Origin of the sequence: Bacillus sp. H1a, from assembly GCF_000633475.1 — a bacterium.
Lineage (GTDB): Bacteria > Bacillota > Bacilli > Bacillales > Bacillaceae_G > Bacillus_A > Bacillus_A paramycoides.
This window is the reverse complement of the sequence record NZ_AYMH01000082.1, coordinates 1-16326: the sequence shown is the minus strand read 5'-3', so window position 1 is coordinate 16326 and position 16326 is coordinate 1. Positions and strand designations below refer to the sequence as shown.

Here is a 16326-nt window from a genome sequence, read left to right as displayed (position 1 = left end):
ATGGGTATGGGCGGTTTCCCTAGAATGGATATGGGCGGTTTCCCTAGAATGGATATACCAGTTAGCTATAACCATCATTTCTAATACTTTATATTTGAATGTAGATGACAATAGATAAGATTAACCCTTGCATCAATCCGTTAGGGGCATCTTACCTATTGCCATCTATTAACTTGTACCACCTTTCTTACATAACATCACTTATTCATAGCAAACCAACAGGAACTAGAGCTATATCTGGTTCTGGTGCAAAAAATCTATAAAACTTGGACATACTGATATTACTACTCTAGAAAAAGGTGTGTGATTAGTATGAAAAAGGAAAATTTGTTCAAATGGCAGCATTATCAGCCCGAACTAATTTTATTAACAGTAAGGTCGTACCTACGGTACAATTTGAGCTTCCATAACCCAAAATAGTACTAATTAAGGACCAGCAAAGTACATAAAAAACAGGTAATTGCATGTATGAAGCAATTACCTGTTTTTATCACTTTTATCTACTATTTATTTTTAAAAATCTTATTAACCTCTTCTCATTTAAGTTCTATAAGAAATACAACCTATAATTAGTCTAAATAAAAATTGGAATTGCACCATAGATAACTTCTTATTATTAATAATATGCATTCAGGTTCTTGTCACTTTCATTTAAACAAACTTTCCCATGTCAATCAAACATTTTCTAGCATAATACTATTTCTAGGAGATTGCTTACAAGAAATTTGGAATTTTTGTGCAAAAACCTTACAATCTTTATATACAGTCGAATTCTCAAAACTGCTTAATATATAATTAACTTCCATATTAATATTATGTAAACAATAAAAACCCTTTTTACAAAACATACTCACATTAACATATCAACTCACATTAACATGTAATCAGACCTACGAAGAGAAATGTTAATTTCATATCGACATTTTTAATACAATAAGTATACATATTCATTTGATATCATTAGCAACCTTATAAGGTACACTTCTTAATAGAAAGAATTATAAATAGCTAAAGGGCCTACCACTTGGAATTGCGCTATAGATAACTTCTTACTATTAACAGTATGCATTCAGGTTCTTGTCACTTTCATTTAAACAAACTTTCCCATGTCAATCAAACATGTTTTAGCATAATACTATTTCTAAGAAATTATTTACAAGAGATCTGGAGTTTTTGTACAAAAACTCCAAAATCTTTATATGCAGCCGATTTTTTAAAATTGCTTAATATATATTTAACTCCCATATTAATGTCATGTAAACAATAAAAACCTTTTTACAAAACATACTCACATTAACATATCAACCAACGTTAACATATAATCAGAAACACAAAGAGAGATGTTAATTTTATATCAACATTTCTAACACAATAAGTATACATATTCATTTGACATCATTAGCAACCTTATAAGAAACTCTTCTTAATAGAAAGAATTATAAATAGCTATAAAGCCTACAAGCTGGACTTGCAACAAAATATAAAACTTCAATCTATTGATAACCTATATGACAGCTCGCATTTTTGTTGACATACTTCCATAAACATTGTAGTTTCATAAAGTTTAGAATGGATACTACAATGTTAATATTATATCTTTTTAGTTGATATGAAATTAACAATAGATATGGTGAAGTGTTTGAATATCAATCTCGTGTTAATGATAATATTATAGGTATTCTTACCAGGATCGTCTGATAACTGATGCGTATGTTAGTTTTATTCTCTTTATTTATTATGTTATTTGTGTCCACAATTAATTAACTAACATTAAAGAGGTATCAAAAGACTTGTTTAATTGATTGGAATAGAATTTTAGTACATTTGAACTTCATATTAATTAAAGTAGTTATTAAACACACTATATGAAAGGGCGCGCTTTAAGAAAGATACCACAAATACAGTAGTACCCGATAGTCTTTCGATTGATAAGACATTAACAATTAACAAAGGTCATCATTTTACAATCCTTTCTATGTTAATTTCATATCTCATGTTAATCTCAGTACTAAGCCAAAATCTAGTCCTAAATCAGATGATTTCCGCCTTTAATATAAAAAATGCTGTTTTATATTAGATAAACGACGTCTTTAGGCTGTTTAGAAATCACTAGTATTAACGTAACTACATAAATCTACCTCAAGTATTCCATACCGTATTAAAATACTCATACATATCATATTAATCGCAGCATAGAGCGGGAATTAACCCTTAAAGTTTATTTATGTAGATTCTGGTCCTAGATCACTAAATACATTCTAACTCACGAAATACTACTAAATTAGTAGTATTATTACCTTTTTTTCTAGCTTTTATACATTATAATTTAAGTTTCCTAATTTAATCTGGTTGTTTTTCCATAACATCATTGATTATATCCTTATAACTTGTTTACAAAACACCTACATTTCCTTATCATTAATATTAAGTAACATGATTTGTTAATCTCATGGCAACTATCAGTAATGTAACAAACATAAAAGATAGGCATTTCCATTGATAGAACATTACAATTTATATACTTAAAGTTAACAACAACATCAACAAATCAAGTGCATTCTGTATTGACAGTTAATGTTTTGTTAACAAGCATTCAATTACATGTCAATTTTATATTTCATGTGAGTTACTGAATAAGTAGGGATTCACATGAATATTATCGAAATACTGTCTAATATGTTAATTTCAGTTCACATGTTAATTACAAATTGGGTGTTCATGAGTTGATTTTTAAGGAGGTAGCTACAATGATTGAGCAAAAAAACGAAACACAAGACCATCAAATTAACGATGATGACATATTAAATGATAATGTTTTCGAAAAAGCATGGCGGATAACGGAATTCTCTAAACTAGTCGGACGTCATCATAATACAGTTTATAATTGGTTCAATATTCTAGAGGAAAAAGGGCTTCACGAAACGTTAAGAACCCAAAATACAAACGAAAAACTCTATAATACTTTAGATCTTGAAATTGCTCTATTTATAAAGCAAAAAAGGGATGAGAAATGGTCTTTAGATGCAATTATTGACCTTTTACCACACCAATTTGATTTAAGACCAGTATCACCAGAGCATCAAACAAGTGAAGTATCTACTGAATTAAACCTTCAAGCCACTGCAGAAATTATTGAAAAAATGGTAACTAAACAGTTAGAAGAAAAAATAAAACATATTCAATCTCATTATGAAGAGAGGGTAGAAAGTATACTTAAACAATTACCGCAACCAGAGGATGCAGAAACCCTAAAATTACGTCAACGTCAAGATAGACTTGATAATTTCATTATTGAGCATAGAGCACGACAGGAACTAAGAAAACAAGCAGAAAGCCTGTGGAATAGTAAATCTGAAGAAGAACGTACTAGAAAAGTAGGTTGGTTTAAAAAAGAGGAAGATTTGGGTAAAAAGCAATTCTTCATTGAGCAGTACATACAGGATAATATTATTGATTATATAAAATCTCTTATGAATACTGTGGAATAATAAAAAAGTCTGGATAAAGATCCAGACTTTTTTATTATTTTGTAGTGCCGAACATCTTATCTGGATCTAGAAAATCCGCTAATTCAGCATCTTCATTTGCTCCAGCATCATTATTTTCTTCGTCACTACCCATATCGATAAAATCTCCAAATGCAAAACCTAAATCCTCATCCTCATCTATACTCTCGATAGTACTAATTTGAGACTTTGTAAACTGAATTTGGCTTTGTCTTTCTTTAAACTCATTAAATTCTTCAACTAACCCTTTAGATAATCTCGATGGTAATGCATCAGTTTTATAGAACGTATATACACTTCCTAAGAAATCATTCTTACTTACCAAATATCCGTTAAAAACTGTACCATTTATAGGTAGATTATTTGAAACTTCTACCTTAGCATCATCCATAAAGGAATCATTAATGTTTTTTTGCTCATCTAAGATAGCGAGCATACCAAAATGATGTACTTTTGACGCTTCAACAGAACCGTCGTTATTCTTCTTCATCAAATCAATTGGGGGATGGAAAGAGCTTCCTCTTAATGATTCTTGGAACATCTCTATAATTGCATGGCTATTTTCTATCTGGTTCATATTACGTGAAACCTTATTAATTACTAAACAGCCCGTCTTCTCAAGTAAAATACGTTTAAAGTCTTGGGAATCGAGTATTACAGATGTACCAGATCCATTGGCAGCTGTATTTAACTCATGAATAATTTCACTAATGCGTTGATTTGCATAATCTCGTGAATTGGCAATACCCTTTTTCTCATTTTCATTTAATTCCTTAAATTCATCGTAAAAGTGCTGGTTATCAGCAAATACTACAAATGCTACACCTTTTGATTTATCATTTGCTAATTTCCAAATCTCCTGTGAAAATTTATTTACTTGTCGTAATACATCCGGCCCATCTGCTCGGACAGGAAGTGTTACAACAATCCCCATTTTAATAAAGTCTTTGCGCTCAATAGCATTTTCAAAGGCAATTCTCGCAAACTTTGCTTGATTTGCTTTGATTTCAGCCATTGGATATTCCTGCGCAACTTTTTGTAATTCTTGTCTGATTACTGGCTTGTTATGAAAAGCCGAAAATTCTTCAATAGCTTTAATGATTGTAGAAGTTCCTGTTCCTCCACCTAAACCTGCAAAGAATAAAACAAGTTCATCAGAAGGTCTTACACGCTCAGTAATAAATTCTTTTAGTTTTTCTTTTGCTTCCTCATTTGAATCAAGAACTTTTACCGCACGCTCAGGGTTCTTACCTAAACCACCTAATTTAAGTGAAACTTGATTGCTTTTTGGTACATTTTTTAATTCAGCTAGATCTCCATCATTACTATTTAGTGCTAGGCAATTATATACTGCTGTGCCATCTGTATGTGTATATTCCGCAAATTTATCTACCATTCTAGTACCAGCTTGACCAAATCCAACCATCGTCATTTTAACTGCTACTTCATTCTTCAAGAAGTTTTTTGCCATTATTTTATCTCTCCTTATTTACCTTTTTTCTTTTCCCTAACTCAATAAGTACTTGTTGTCCTCTATAAGTTGAGATTAAAAATTTATATGGGTGCATAGTCTTTTCATAGATTAAAGACATTGATGATAGCGTACTCACACTTATTTCTGCTGAACGTCTAGATATATTTGTACGTTCAACTTCTAATGAATAGGATTTTCCTTTTTTCTTCTTTACTCTCCTATCAATAACTACATTTTCCACTATTTCATTAATAGATATGCCCCTCATGTACTTTGTCTCTTGAAATTGTTTATTTACTACGTTTCCTATGTATAGAAATACACTGTAGAGTATCTCATCTTGTTCAAGTATATCAGCAAACATGTTTACTACTTCATCTACAAACTTGATTGTTTGATATTTTTCACTTAAAACCTCGTTCAAGTTGTCCCCCCCTTAATGCATTGGTTAATTATTCCTAGAAACATAGTACATCATTACACGTTGTATATCAAGTCATTATAAATAAAACTTATATATAGGACTTATATATAAGACTTATAACAACTAAATCAGAAATACTCTATATTTTATAGGGGTTTATATATACGACGTATATATAACGCGTATACATGTTATATCAATCTTAAATTTCATGTGATTTACATTTTAATAAAGAATACTAAAATATCCGGAATAAAATTGATAAAAACACATAAAAAATCACCTCTTCTTATTAACATGAAACTCACAAATGTTATTATACGCCTTATATGAAAATCTTATATATAAGTCGTATATACAAATGCCGTTATATCAACGGTAAATTAAATATTATATATCTATTACATGTTAATAATTTTTATAAGATTCTTATACAAACTTTATATATAAACCTTATTTATACACCTTATATAAATCACGTTTAAAATCTTTAATACTCAAACAACTACTATCAGACGTATGTATGTATGTATGTATGTATGTATGTATGTATGTATGTATGTATGTATGTATGTATATTACTAAGGAGATTTCATGAAGATCTTATAACAATTCATACTAAGTTTTTCTTTATTACCTATTTGTTTTAACAGGATTTATCTCTTATAGGAACGATAATTGTTAATGTTATGTTAATGCACTGTTCTTCACTTAGTACTTGTTAGCTCACATTAATGTATATGTTGTCAGAAAAAATATGCTCTGTGCCTCATTTGAATTCAATTCCTTGTCAAATTCAGTCATTCCTGGAAAGTCATTAAGAGAGGTTGTTAATTTCATATGAACAACAGAAAGCATCTCAAATTATATTCAACATGTTAAAAAGAGAGTTCAGGGTTAAGCTGACTGATGCAAAAGTTCTTAAAATCCTTGTAAATAATCTCTTAAACCTGGACATTCTAATAGTATTACCCTAAAAAATTACATCATTGCTATGAAAGATTATTAACAGTCAGGTCTTATCTTATTAACATCAAAGTGATACTTACATTACAATAAAAGCTTTCGTAATTTAGTAGAAATGATGATAGCAATTACAACATCACATAAAATTAACAACTGATTAATTTCATGTGAATGGAACCTATATGTTAAGAACCTGTAGACACATTTTTAACGTACTAATGATTTAGTAGAAACAACCATTAATTTTTGTCTAAGTGAATTCATGATCCTATACAAGAGAAAACGCCTAAAAGAAAAAGTTGAATTTTTACACTGAACCAGTAGCAGAAATAGGAGAGGGCACTTCACCACAAACAAGAAGTTAACTTTCGAATAAAAGATAGAGAAAATTACTCTTTGTTATCAAAAAGCCTTTTTATAATCCTTGAATAATATGCATTTACATGCTCCGATTGATTTGGTTCCTTCACTTAAACTTCATCAAGCTGTAGAACCAAATTCGGTCTCGTTTACTATACAAAAAGGTTGCCTCATAAAAGGGAATCCTCAATATAACGAGGTTGGGATTGATGTTTGGGAAAGCATTCTTCAGGTATCATTAATTGATCATGGAGAGTTTTGGAATGCTCTAAAAAAATTTTTACACATTAATGTACTGTCTGTATTCGAATTAGAACAATTAATAAAGGTTAAGGGAAATAGGTGATAATAATGGAATTCGAAGAACTTATGAAATATATAGAAGAAAATAAAGAAGAACATTTTCAAGATATAATCAGTAAGAAAGAACTTGTGATTAAAAAGATAGACATAAATTAATAAAAAGACGTGTTCTATAAATAGAATACGTCTTTTTATTTTGGTGTATTTATGCTGCTTTTAAATGTAAACGTCAAGCAACTCCCAAATATACGACAAAAGTTAATTTTGGAGTTATTTTTTGTTTGCTTTGTACTGTGATAATAAAGTTATTTAAAAATCTTTCTTTCAAGCAGTTCAAAAGGTTTTTTTAACTTAATACAGAACTATCTATAGTAAGTGGACATAAATTGGTTCGGATAAAAGTAGCATGAATAAGGAGAAAAATTCCGATGGATTGCTTAGTTGCAAAAGGTAGTATTTATTATGAAACCGTAGGTAATGGTTTTCCAATATTAATAATGCATTCAATGGGTACAGACCATAAATCTATGAAAGCTTGGATAGAGACAATTTTTGATAAGATTCAGGGTTTTCAGAGAATATATATAGATTTACCTGCTCACGGTCGAAGTTTAATTGACGAAAATTTCAACTCTTCAGATGATATGCTTTTAAATATTTTGGATTTTATCAATATGACAATTCCTAACCAAGCATTTTCTCTTATTGGTTTTTCATTTGGAGGATATTTGGCACAAGGTGTTTTGCACCATAGACATAAAAATGTAAAGAGTATTTGTTTGCTGGCTACTTCACTTCATTTGAAAGATAGAGATCTTCCTAAAAAAATAGTCGTTACAAAAGATGAAGATTTATTAAAAGAATTGGATTCTGATATAAGAATGGCTTTTGAAACATTGATGAATTATCAAAATAAAGAGAACCTTAAATACTTTTTAAACGAAATCCAACCTGGACGATTGTTAGCTAATAAAAATTTTTTAATGTCAAATTGGAGAGAGAAAGGGTATTTTCTTTCTGAAGAACCACTTAATAATGTAGGTACACTTACACAACCTGCACTCATCATTCTAGGGAAACAAGATTCTATCTGTGGGTATAAAGATCACTTCTTTCTTCTAGAAAAATTTCCGAATGCTACGTTTTCCATTTTAGATGGTGCTGGTCATATGCTTCAGATAGAAAAACGAAAAATGGTACAAGGACTAATCAAAGACTGGCTAATTAGGAGCAATTCGGTTTACAAATCAAGCGAGTAAATGCAATTACTAACTTCTTTAACCTAATTTCCATATCTATTGCTTGTCAGTTCATTTTGTTGTTCTTTAACTAACAGGTGCTTTAGTTCAATAGGAATTAAATAACTTTATTGTTAATTTTTGAGTGTAAATATAATTAAATGGATAGAAATTAAACAACCTTAAAGAGCCTTGCTACAATACAATGTGCAAGGCTTATATATATTTCATAACAAAATTCAATAACTTTATTATTGCTTTATATGCTTAACTTTTTTCTTAAAAAGGACTTTTGAGATAGCTTCTACTGTTCTGTCCTAAGGGTAGCGACTTTCGAAAAATTTCCAGTTTATTAAAAAATTTTCTACTACTAAAGTTGTAAAAAATCTAGTCAATATGTAGCAAGTATCATTAATTGAAAAAATGTAAAATAAATTTAAGAATCAAAATGTTGAAGGGAGAGAGAAACCAATTGGATAGGGAAAATAATAAAAAACTTGTGATAATCACTGGGGTAACACAAGGATTAGGTCGGTCATTAATTGACCGTTTTTCTGAACTAGGTTGGTTGATTGTTGGATGTGGTCGTTCCAAAAGTAAGATAAAACAAATCAAGAGACATTTTGACAACAAACATGATTTTCAATCCATTGATGTTTCAGACGATAAGGCTGTTAAAGCTTGGGGTGAATATATTCTTCAGCGATACGGTGCACCGGATTTACTTATTAATAATGCCTCTATTGTAAATAAAAATGCAACGCTTTGGACTATTTCTTCAGAAGAATTTGCAAATGTTATGAATATCAATGTGAATGGTGTAGTCAATGTGATAAGGGCGTTTGTACCGGCTATGATTCATAATAAACGAGGGATCATAATCAATATTAGTTCAAGTTGGGGACGATCCGGTGAGGCAGAACTTGCACCGTATTGCGCGTCCAAGTTTGCTATAGAGGGTTTAACCCAATCAATGGCACTAGAATTGCCGAAAGAACTGGCAGTAGTTGCGCTAGATCCAGGCGGAGGAATTCATACTTCGATGTTACAGTCATGTGCACCAGAGTATGTATCGAGTTCTCCAACAGCTGAAGCTTGGTCACATGTTGCTGTACCGTATATGCTAAGTATCACATCTAAAGACAATGGAAAATCCCTTACTTGTCCCAAGGTTTCCTAAAGTATTATACCTTTATTAATACGAATATACACTTTGGTTTAGTGGTGAATTTTGTAAAAGGAGGTTCAATGTAAAATGGGAGACTGCTGCGGCGCTTCGAAAGGTGTAACTAGTGATATTGTTTGTCCATTATGCAAAAAGAAAGGAAAACAATTTAAATTGATTACAATAAATCATTGTCGTACAAGGGAGATGTTCACCTAAAGATTGTCTGAAGGGTTTGAAATCAAGTTAAGAGAATTAATAGGAGAAATTAAAAAATTAAATTCGGCAGACTTTATGTAATAAACTAAAAATTCCACTATGAGAGGGAAATAAAAATGAATCTTTCTGTTAAATATCAAGAAAAAGTTAAACATGATTTAGAACCTAATGAACAAATTATCGATGTCTTTACTGGAAGAACTGCCCCTACTAATTGGGTGATGAAACTTCTTCCTGAAATCTCTTGGCTCACTAAAGAGAATATGCCAATTGTTTTAGTGATAACAAACCAAAGATTACTTGTATATAAACAACAAATGAATTTGGGCATTCAACTCGCCATCGGAATTCATCGCTTCGATATAACGGAATGTAAAGAACTAACTAGTATACTTAATGGAGCAATTCAAGTTACTTTAAAAGACAATCAATCTTTCAAGTTTGTCTTTAAAAAGGAACGGCTGCCGAAAATCCTAAAAGAACTTACAAATTAAATTTATGTGTTTCAGAGGATACTAGATATACCATTGTGTGACAAGGTCTTGTTTATACAACAAGGCTTTTTCTTATGTGTTACAATCACATTTCAATGGGTATATCATACTATTCCGCGTGGTAAAATCACATTATATTAAAGGTGAAACGGTGGCCTAAAGATACCATAGCGGCGGATTGTCGTCATACCGTTGGACTTAAATCTGACAGCATGGTGACGGCTGTGGGTGATAATAAATATGGCCAATGTGTAAGCGGCTGCCGCGATTTTTGAAGATCAAAGGTAGAAAATGATCAAACTTTCTTATAAAAACCAAACTTAAATCTGTTAAAAAAGAATTCATTTTAATCAAACTTTTTTTAAAATCTACATTCATAGCATTGTATTTTCAGAATAGATAATTTTCGAGGGGTTATTATGTTAAACTAAAAAATAGATTTTCAATATGGCAAAGATGGTGAAAAAATGGCAGAGAAAAACAGAAGAAATAAGACGTATTATATAATTGCTTTTCTCGCTTCAACAAGTTACATCTGGGTCTTAATTATATCTGCATACAGCAAGGGGATTCCGCAATATAACAGTTTGGTTTACGGTATTCTTCTCATGACAGCTTTTACATTTATAATTACTGTTCCATTACTTTATATAGGTTTACCACTAATATGTATTGGCGCTGTACTTGCTATGTTTCGTATATTCTCTATAAAGAGAATGTTGACTTATTATGCATTATCTTGGTTGATACTACGGCTTGCTTTAGAGATCCCTTTAAGCATTTATGGTAAACATGAAGAAAACTACATATTTACAGATCAGGTAAAAGAGGCAGTAGAAAAAAACAATGGTCCCATTAAGATTACGGATAAGATTAAACAAAGTATGCTGCAATGGAATGAGGGTACGGGGAGTCCCCAGCATCCTAGTTTATTGATTAGGTATGAATTATTAAACTGCGATAAACAAAAAGACGAAAAAATAGATGGGTATTCCTGTACAGCTTCTATTGAAGCGCACTATAAACAGGAAAAATGGTTGGTTGATTTTGATTCAAAAGAAAACGAAAGAGAAATGAATTTATCTAAAAATAACCAACAGGCTGAAGAGAAGGCGAAACTAGCAGCTCTTACTCCTGAAGAAGAAACGAACATCCGAAAAAATGCTGAATCTGATGCGATTCAATTTTTTAAAGAGAAGTACAACTTAAATTTAACAATCGTTAAACAAACATTTGAAAAGAGTATAAACTCAAGCAAGACAGAAAATAGACCATCGAATCCAGTGCATGAAATAAAAATTAACGATTTTTAAATGAAGATTCCAAAAAAGATGTCACTGTAAGGGTGGAAAACAATCCTGTAACAAAAAAGTACTGGTCTCATAAGTATGCATTTGAAATGAGTGATGAAGCACAGAATGAAATACAAAAACAAATCGATTTAAAAAAAGAGAAAAATAATTAATATGGAATCCGATTTGGTATATTATTTTACCTCCGCTGTAAAGTGATAATAAAGTTGTTTAAAAAAATGTGAGTCATTCTATTCAACAATCGGGCGCTTTAATTGAGCAAGGATAACAAAAATTATCAAACTTTTTTATAAAAGGATGATTCAATTGAATATAGAAAAAGTGTGTTTTGATCAATCTTTTTTTCAAAACACGCTTTTCTATTTGTCTCTTTTATCAAGGTTTATTAGGTTAATTTAATCAAACTTTATTCCAAGGCTACATAAACCATTCTAAGTGCGTTTTGATTAAACTTTATTTTAAAGGTGCACCTGAAGAAATACTTCTATCACAGTAATAGAACGAATAATCAGCTTAACCGAATGTTAAAATTTTCATCCTCATATATTCAAATTCATTACGAAATGATTTCCCTTCCATCTCGATGTAGTTACTAAGTTCAATTAGAATTTCCAATCGGTAAGGACTATATGTTTCAGGAATAATTCTTGGCTCCCAATAACCAAGTCTAACCATGCCTATTTTATCATTGATTTGAACTTTCACTATAATATGCTCGTGGTCTTCTAATTCAGCATATAAAACAACAACATCTTCTCCTGTTGTATGGTTTAACATAATAGATATATCCCTTCTCATTTTTGGAGTGTCTAATGTTCAACAAAACATACCCTAGAATAAACAAACATTTTTATAAAAATTCCCTCTGTATCTAAAACTGTAGAATCTATTTTAATCGATTTTTTTCAAAATACATTTTTTGAGTCTTCCGTAAAATACAGGTTCGTACGTTATTTTAAATTAAACTTTATTTCAAAGCTACACTTGTTGTAAATATCGGAAATATCTTTTTAGGGATATCTTAGTTTTGAATCCCATTCTACTTACCAATTCATCTTCATTTATTCCTTACTTAATAAGACGGAAAATAAATGTGTTCCTCATCTGCTGTGCAGAAATACGCCCATTTAACTCTGCTCGTTTCACTTCAAGTCGTATCATCTTTTGCACAGCAACCTCAGACAAAGCCTTTGGCGCATCATTTTCGTACACCCATCGATACGTACCTCGATTAAAATCAAATGCCACCAATAGGGGATTATCTGTATATTGCTGAGGCCTTACAGGTTCCGGAATGGTTGTATAGTATTTGTAAAGCTGCTTCGTATTTTCCTCAGTTAAGGAGACATGCCTTATTACTCCATTTTCACCAGGAACAACTAAGATATTTCTAGCAAACTGTATATGGCTCATATTAAGTGATACAAGCTCTTGCAAGGACAACCCATAGTTTACTATTAAATTTATTATACAAGCGTTTCTATCCATAATTAGAAGGTGATAATTAGCTTGTCTTTCTGTTAATCCCTATAGAACGCCTTTAAAAAAGTTATGTCCGTTGTAACTAGTAATATTAAAATCTATTATAAATATATATCTTATATATTAAAAAGAAATAAAGATAAAACTTTTATAGGTTATCAAAAATAGGGAAAAGACTTACTCCCACAAGGGAAAATTAGATATGAGAACGTAAAAAATCATAAATAGTAGAAAATGTATCCGTAGATTTAAGGATTATTAGACTTTCAATTCTACAAAAAAGCAGAAAGAAAATTATATGTTTCTACATGAAATCGGAAAGAAATTGATACAAATCACATTATATTTATTCAACCATGTAAATAGGGCTTATTTTCTGTATTTTGGTAAATGGAGCAGTATTTAGCGTTCAATTATCCACAATTTGTTCAGATAATGCAGCTATTTGTTAACATTACTCAGTATTTACACATAACTCACATTATTATTGATGATTTTTATTAGATGAATTCAACGACACTAGTATTCTCAAGGGTATTGGGAAAATATTATTCACATTTGATTATATTTGTCCTCATATCTACTATTTTTATAAATATCCTTTTGATTTTTTGTAGATATAAAATTGGATGTTTTACTACACGTGAAGAATATTCAATGTGTAGTGTGGAGATTCTTCTATAGGTAGAAGAGGATTTGTATAGAAGTGTATAAAAAAAGACTCCATTTTACATGAAGTCCTTCTGATTTGGTATTGATAAATAGAGTAGTAGAAAAAGGGGGGGGAATGAAACAAACACGAATAGCCCTCCACTTTCGATTTTTTCAAAAATAGAGAGCTTGTTGCTATTATTTTATTTCCATTGCGGTTAGCACCTGATCTGGAGCTGTTATTGTTACACCAGCACGTACTAAGCGTTCGAAGGTACGCATAAACGCTAGTAAATTAAACTGTTTTGGTAGCTCAATAACACGAAGTTTTTCTTGTGGCAGCTTATCAATTGCTCCGATAAACCATTCACGTACATCACTTGGAATTGTGCGTTCTTTATGGCCACGAACTTTTAATTTTTCACGCATTTCAATTTCTAAAGCGATATATGCATGGAGATTCACTCCCTGATCATATGCATATTTTCTAAATAACGTTTCTTCCTGGTACTTTAGATAATTACGGTGATAAGATTCTTCAGTCACTGGTACCGCAAACTTTTGTTTCAGTAGTGCATGCACATTTTTAAACATCTTCTTAATGTTGTGAAGAGAGTACATTGAATAATGTAGACCAAAATTAAAGACAGCTTGTTCACGGTCACTATTTCTCTCTTTTGGTATATGTTGCGCAATAAGAGGGTATATACCTTCTTTTGCTGCTGTATCAAGAATTTGATATTGAGATGTTTGATGCAATAGTTTTTTCAATGTATATACAATTTTCGTTGGATATCCTTCTTTTCGATCAACCATGTCGCGAAGTCCACGAATTACACTGCGAATTTGACGATGACAAGTATGCTTTAAAACATGAATGAATTTATTCATGTCTGCAGACAGTTCACCGATATTCATTTCTTGTAGGACTGATTCAATGAATTTCGCTTTACGAGCATATGTAGCTTTTGGTGTAAATGGATCCCTATGTTGCTCTTCTCCAGATTCTTTCGTACATAAGAAGTCCGAATGGATAGATAGATATAATGTTGTATATCGTTTGGTATGCTTTACACCTTTTTGCATTTTACAAATTTTAAATAGGGGATTTCCCGTACATGGTAATGCAGTTGTTAATTCTTCGATAACCACATGGATCTGGTGCGGATATTTTTTATGTAAGAAACGATACATTCCACCAAAGTGAGTTTTGTTTCCTCTTTCATCCTGCTTGTCCAAAGAACGCTTTAAAGTTGTTTCTGTATGTTGCTGCATAGCGATGTCTAAGAATAGTTTCTTAGCTGCTACAGATAACTTAAAGAACGCCTTTGTAAATACAACAGGACTAATATATACGTAAGGATTTACCTTTTCTGTTTCCTCATTCATAAAATGAGTGAGTTTAATTGTATAACGGCCATCAACTCCATTTTCAATGGAGATAATGTTATGTAAGTTTAATTTTTTCAAAGCAATATAGAATTGGGAGTGCTGGATATAAGCAAATTCTTCTTTATATTGCTTGTAATCTTCCCACATCATATGTATTGTTACATTTGGAATGACACCATTTGTAAAGCATTTTTTATGTAGATATAAGAACACTTCAAGATCTGCATTCGTAATTCCATATAATTTATGTTTTCTTCCTGTTTTCTCTGTAAGTGCAGATTTTGCTCGACGTGAAAAAGATGGTTTAGCTTGTTCGACAAAGCCTTCTACATCCGCAATACGTTCTTCGTATGTCATGTGCTGCAGAATATCTTCTAAATATGTATCTTTATAGCTGTAGTATTTCTCCTCAAATGTTTCCACAAACTTTTGCCAAGATTTTAGTGTTACTAAAACTGCGTTTGTTGTTTTTCCATTTAAGCTACGCTGATTTTGAATAATAAATGATTTCCCCATCTTTTTCACCTCCGTTCTGCAAAATTCGAAATGTATGCCAAAATACTATAAAATATACCAATTTTGATTATAGCAAATCGAAAATTGGTGCAAGGTGCTCCTTTAAGAGGAAAGATAGCAACTTGCAACAGCTTATAAAGCTAGGTGTATCAAGGGATATGAGAATTTTATTAATTTTTTTTGTGTTAAGGATACCGCAAACGTGTTGCAAGTTGAATTATATGTATAAAAATAAGTGAAAAAACATCTCCTCCCTTGATATATAAGGGAGGAGATTGAAAATGGAAAAAAGTTAGGGTAAGGATACCGCAAACGTGTTGCAAGTTAAGAAGTACAGTTATTAATTATGAAATATACCAATTATCGCTGATATGATAGGCTTAATTAGGTTTTTTTTGAATTACGATAGGGTAAGGATACCGCAAACACTGTTGCATCTTATGCGAAAAATAAGGGTGAGGATACCGCAAACGTGTTGCAAGCTGAGTTATATGTACATGAATAAGTAAAAAGCAGTTAATTCCTTGATATATAAGGGATTAGATTGAAAATGGAAAAAAAGTTAGGGTAAGGATACCGCAAACATGTTGCATTTTATTTGAATAACTTGCTATAAGTATAAAAAAATCACTTGAAAATTATAAAATAGAACAATTTTTTGTGTATTGTATTAGGTTGAGAAAAAATTATACTGTTGCAAGTTGGACGAAATAGGGTAAGGATACCGCAAACATGTTGCAAGTTGTAGAGGTAAGGAAAGAAAAGCGCAAAAGGAATGCAAGTAAAGAGGAATAGGGAAAAGAAAGAGCAGACATGTTGCAAG

General features: G+C 31.1%; 9 protein-coding genes and 3 pseudogenes. 7 read left to right on the top strand and 5 right to left on the bottom strand.

Annotated features, from left to right (window positions below; genetic code table 11):
* Positions 1 to 312: 312 nt before the first annotated feature.
* Positions 313 to 405 (top strand): annotated as a pseudogene (locus U860_RS35460) (IS6 family transposase); the annotation flags it as partial.
* A gap of 2342 nt (positions 406 to 2747) precedes the next feature.
* The gene (locus tag U860_RS0128815; protein ID WP_025151202.1) at positions 2748 to 3488 is read left to right on the top strand and encodes a MerR family transcriptional regulator; all 741 of its coding nucleotides are present in this window, start codon (positions 2748 to 2750) and stop codon (positions 3486 to 3488) included.
* 34 nt (positions 3489 to 3522) lie between these two features.
* Here U860_RS0128815 and U860_RS0128810 read toward each other — a convergent pair whose 3' ends face one another.
* A complete protein-coding gene (locus tag U860_RS0128810) occupies positions 3523 to 4977 on the bottom strand; it encodes a cell division protein FtsZ (RefSeq protein ID WP_025151201.1) in 1455 nt (484 codons plus the stop codon).
* A 4-nt stretch (positions 4978 to 4981) separates the two neighbouring features.
* Positions 4982 to 5404 (bottom strand): hypothetical protein, encoded by a 423-nt coding sequence (locus U860_RS0128805; protein WP_002175004.1) that lies wholly within the window; start codon positions 5402 to 5404, stop codon positions 4982 to 4984.
* 1393 nt (positions 5405 to 6797) lie between these two features.
* Here U860_RS0128805 and U860_RS36690 point away from each other — a divergent pair.
* From U860_RS36690 to U860_RS32185, 5 genes and pseudogenes are all read left to right on the top strand, one after another.
* Positions 6798 to 7076, top strand: a pseudogene (locus U860_RS36690) (hypothetical protein); the annotation flags it as partial.
* A gap of 385 nt (positions 7077 to 7461) precedes the next feature.
* On the top strand, positions 7462 to 8292 hold the full coding sequence (locus U860_RS0128790; protein WP_025151199.1) for an alpha/beta hydrolase: 831 nt from the start codon (positions 7462 to 7464) through the stop codon (positions 8290 to 8292).
* Between the two features lie 427 nt (positions 8293 to 8719).
* Positions 8720 to 9451, top strand: a complete 732-nt coding sequence (locus U860_RS0128785) for an SDR family oxidoreductase (protein ID WP_081806977.1) — start codon at positions 8720 to 8722, stop codon at positions 9449 to 9451.
* A gap of 320 nt (positions 9452 to 9771) precedes the next feature.
* Positions 9772 to 10149: a hypothetical protein gene (locus tag U860_RS0128775; protein WP_025151197.1), complete on the top strand. Its 378-nt coding sequence runs from the start codon at positions 9772 to 9774 to the stop codon at positions 10147 to 10149.
* Positions 10150 to 10616: 467 nt separating this feature from the next.
* On the top strand, positions 10617 to 11462 hold the full coding sequence (locus U860_RS32185) for a hypothetical protein (RefSeq protein WP_240184502.1): 846 nt from the start codon (positions 10617 to 10619) through the stop codon (positions 11460 to 11462).
* A 513-nt stretch (positions 11463 to 11975) separates the two neighbouring features.
* Here the strand turns inward: U860_RS32185 and U860_RS0128765 are convergent.
* The 3 genes and pseudogenes from U860_RS0128765 to U860_RS0128755 form a co-directional block, all read right to left on the bottom strand.
* Positions 11976 to 12239 (bottom strand): hypothetical protein, encoded by a 264-nt coding sequence (locus U860_RS0128765; RefSeq protein ID WP_025151196.1) that lies wholly within the window; start codon positions 12237 to 12239, stop codon positions 11976 to 11978.
* A 201-nt stretch (positions 12240 to 12440) separates the two neighbouring features.
* Positions 12441 to 12989: pseudogene (locus U860_RS32180) on the bottom strand (site-specific integrase); the annotation flags it as partial.
* Positions 12990 to 13793: 804 nt separating this feature from the next.
* Positions 13794 to 15503 (bottom strand): hypothetical protein, encoded by a 1710-nt coding sequence (locus U860_RS0128755; protein ID WP_025151195.1) that lies wholly within the window; start codon positions 15501 to 15503, stop codon positions 13794 to 13796.
* Positions 15504 to 16326 lie beyond the last annotated feature (823 nt).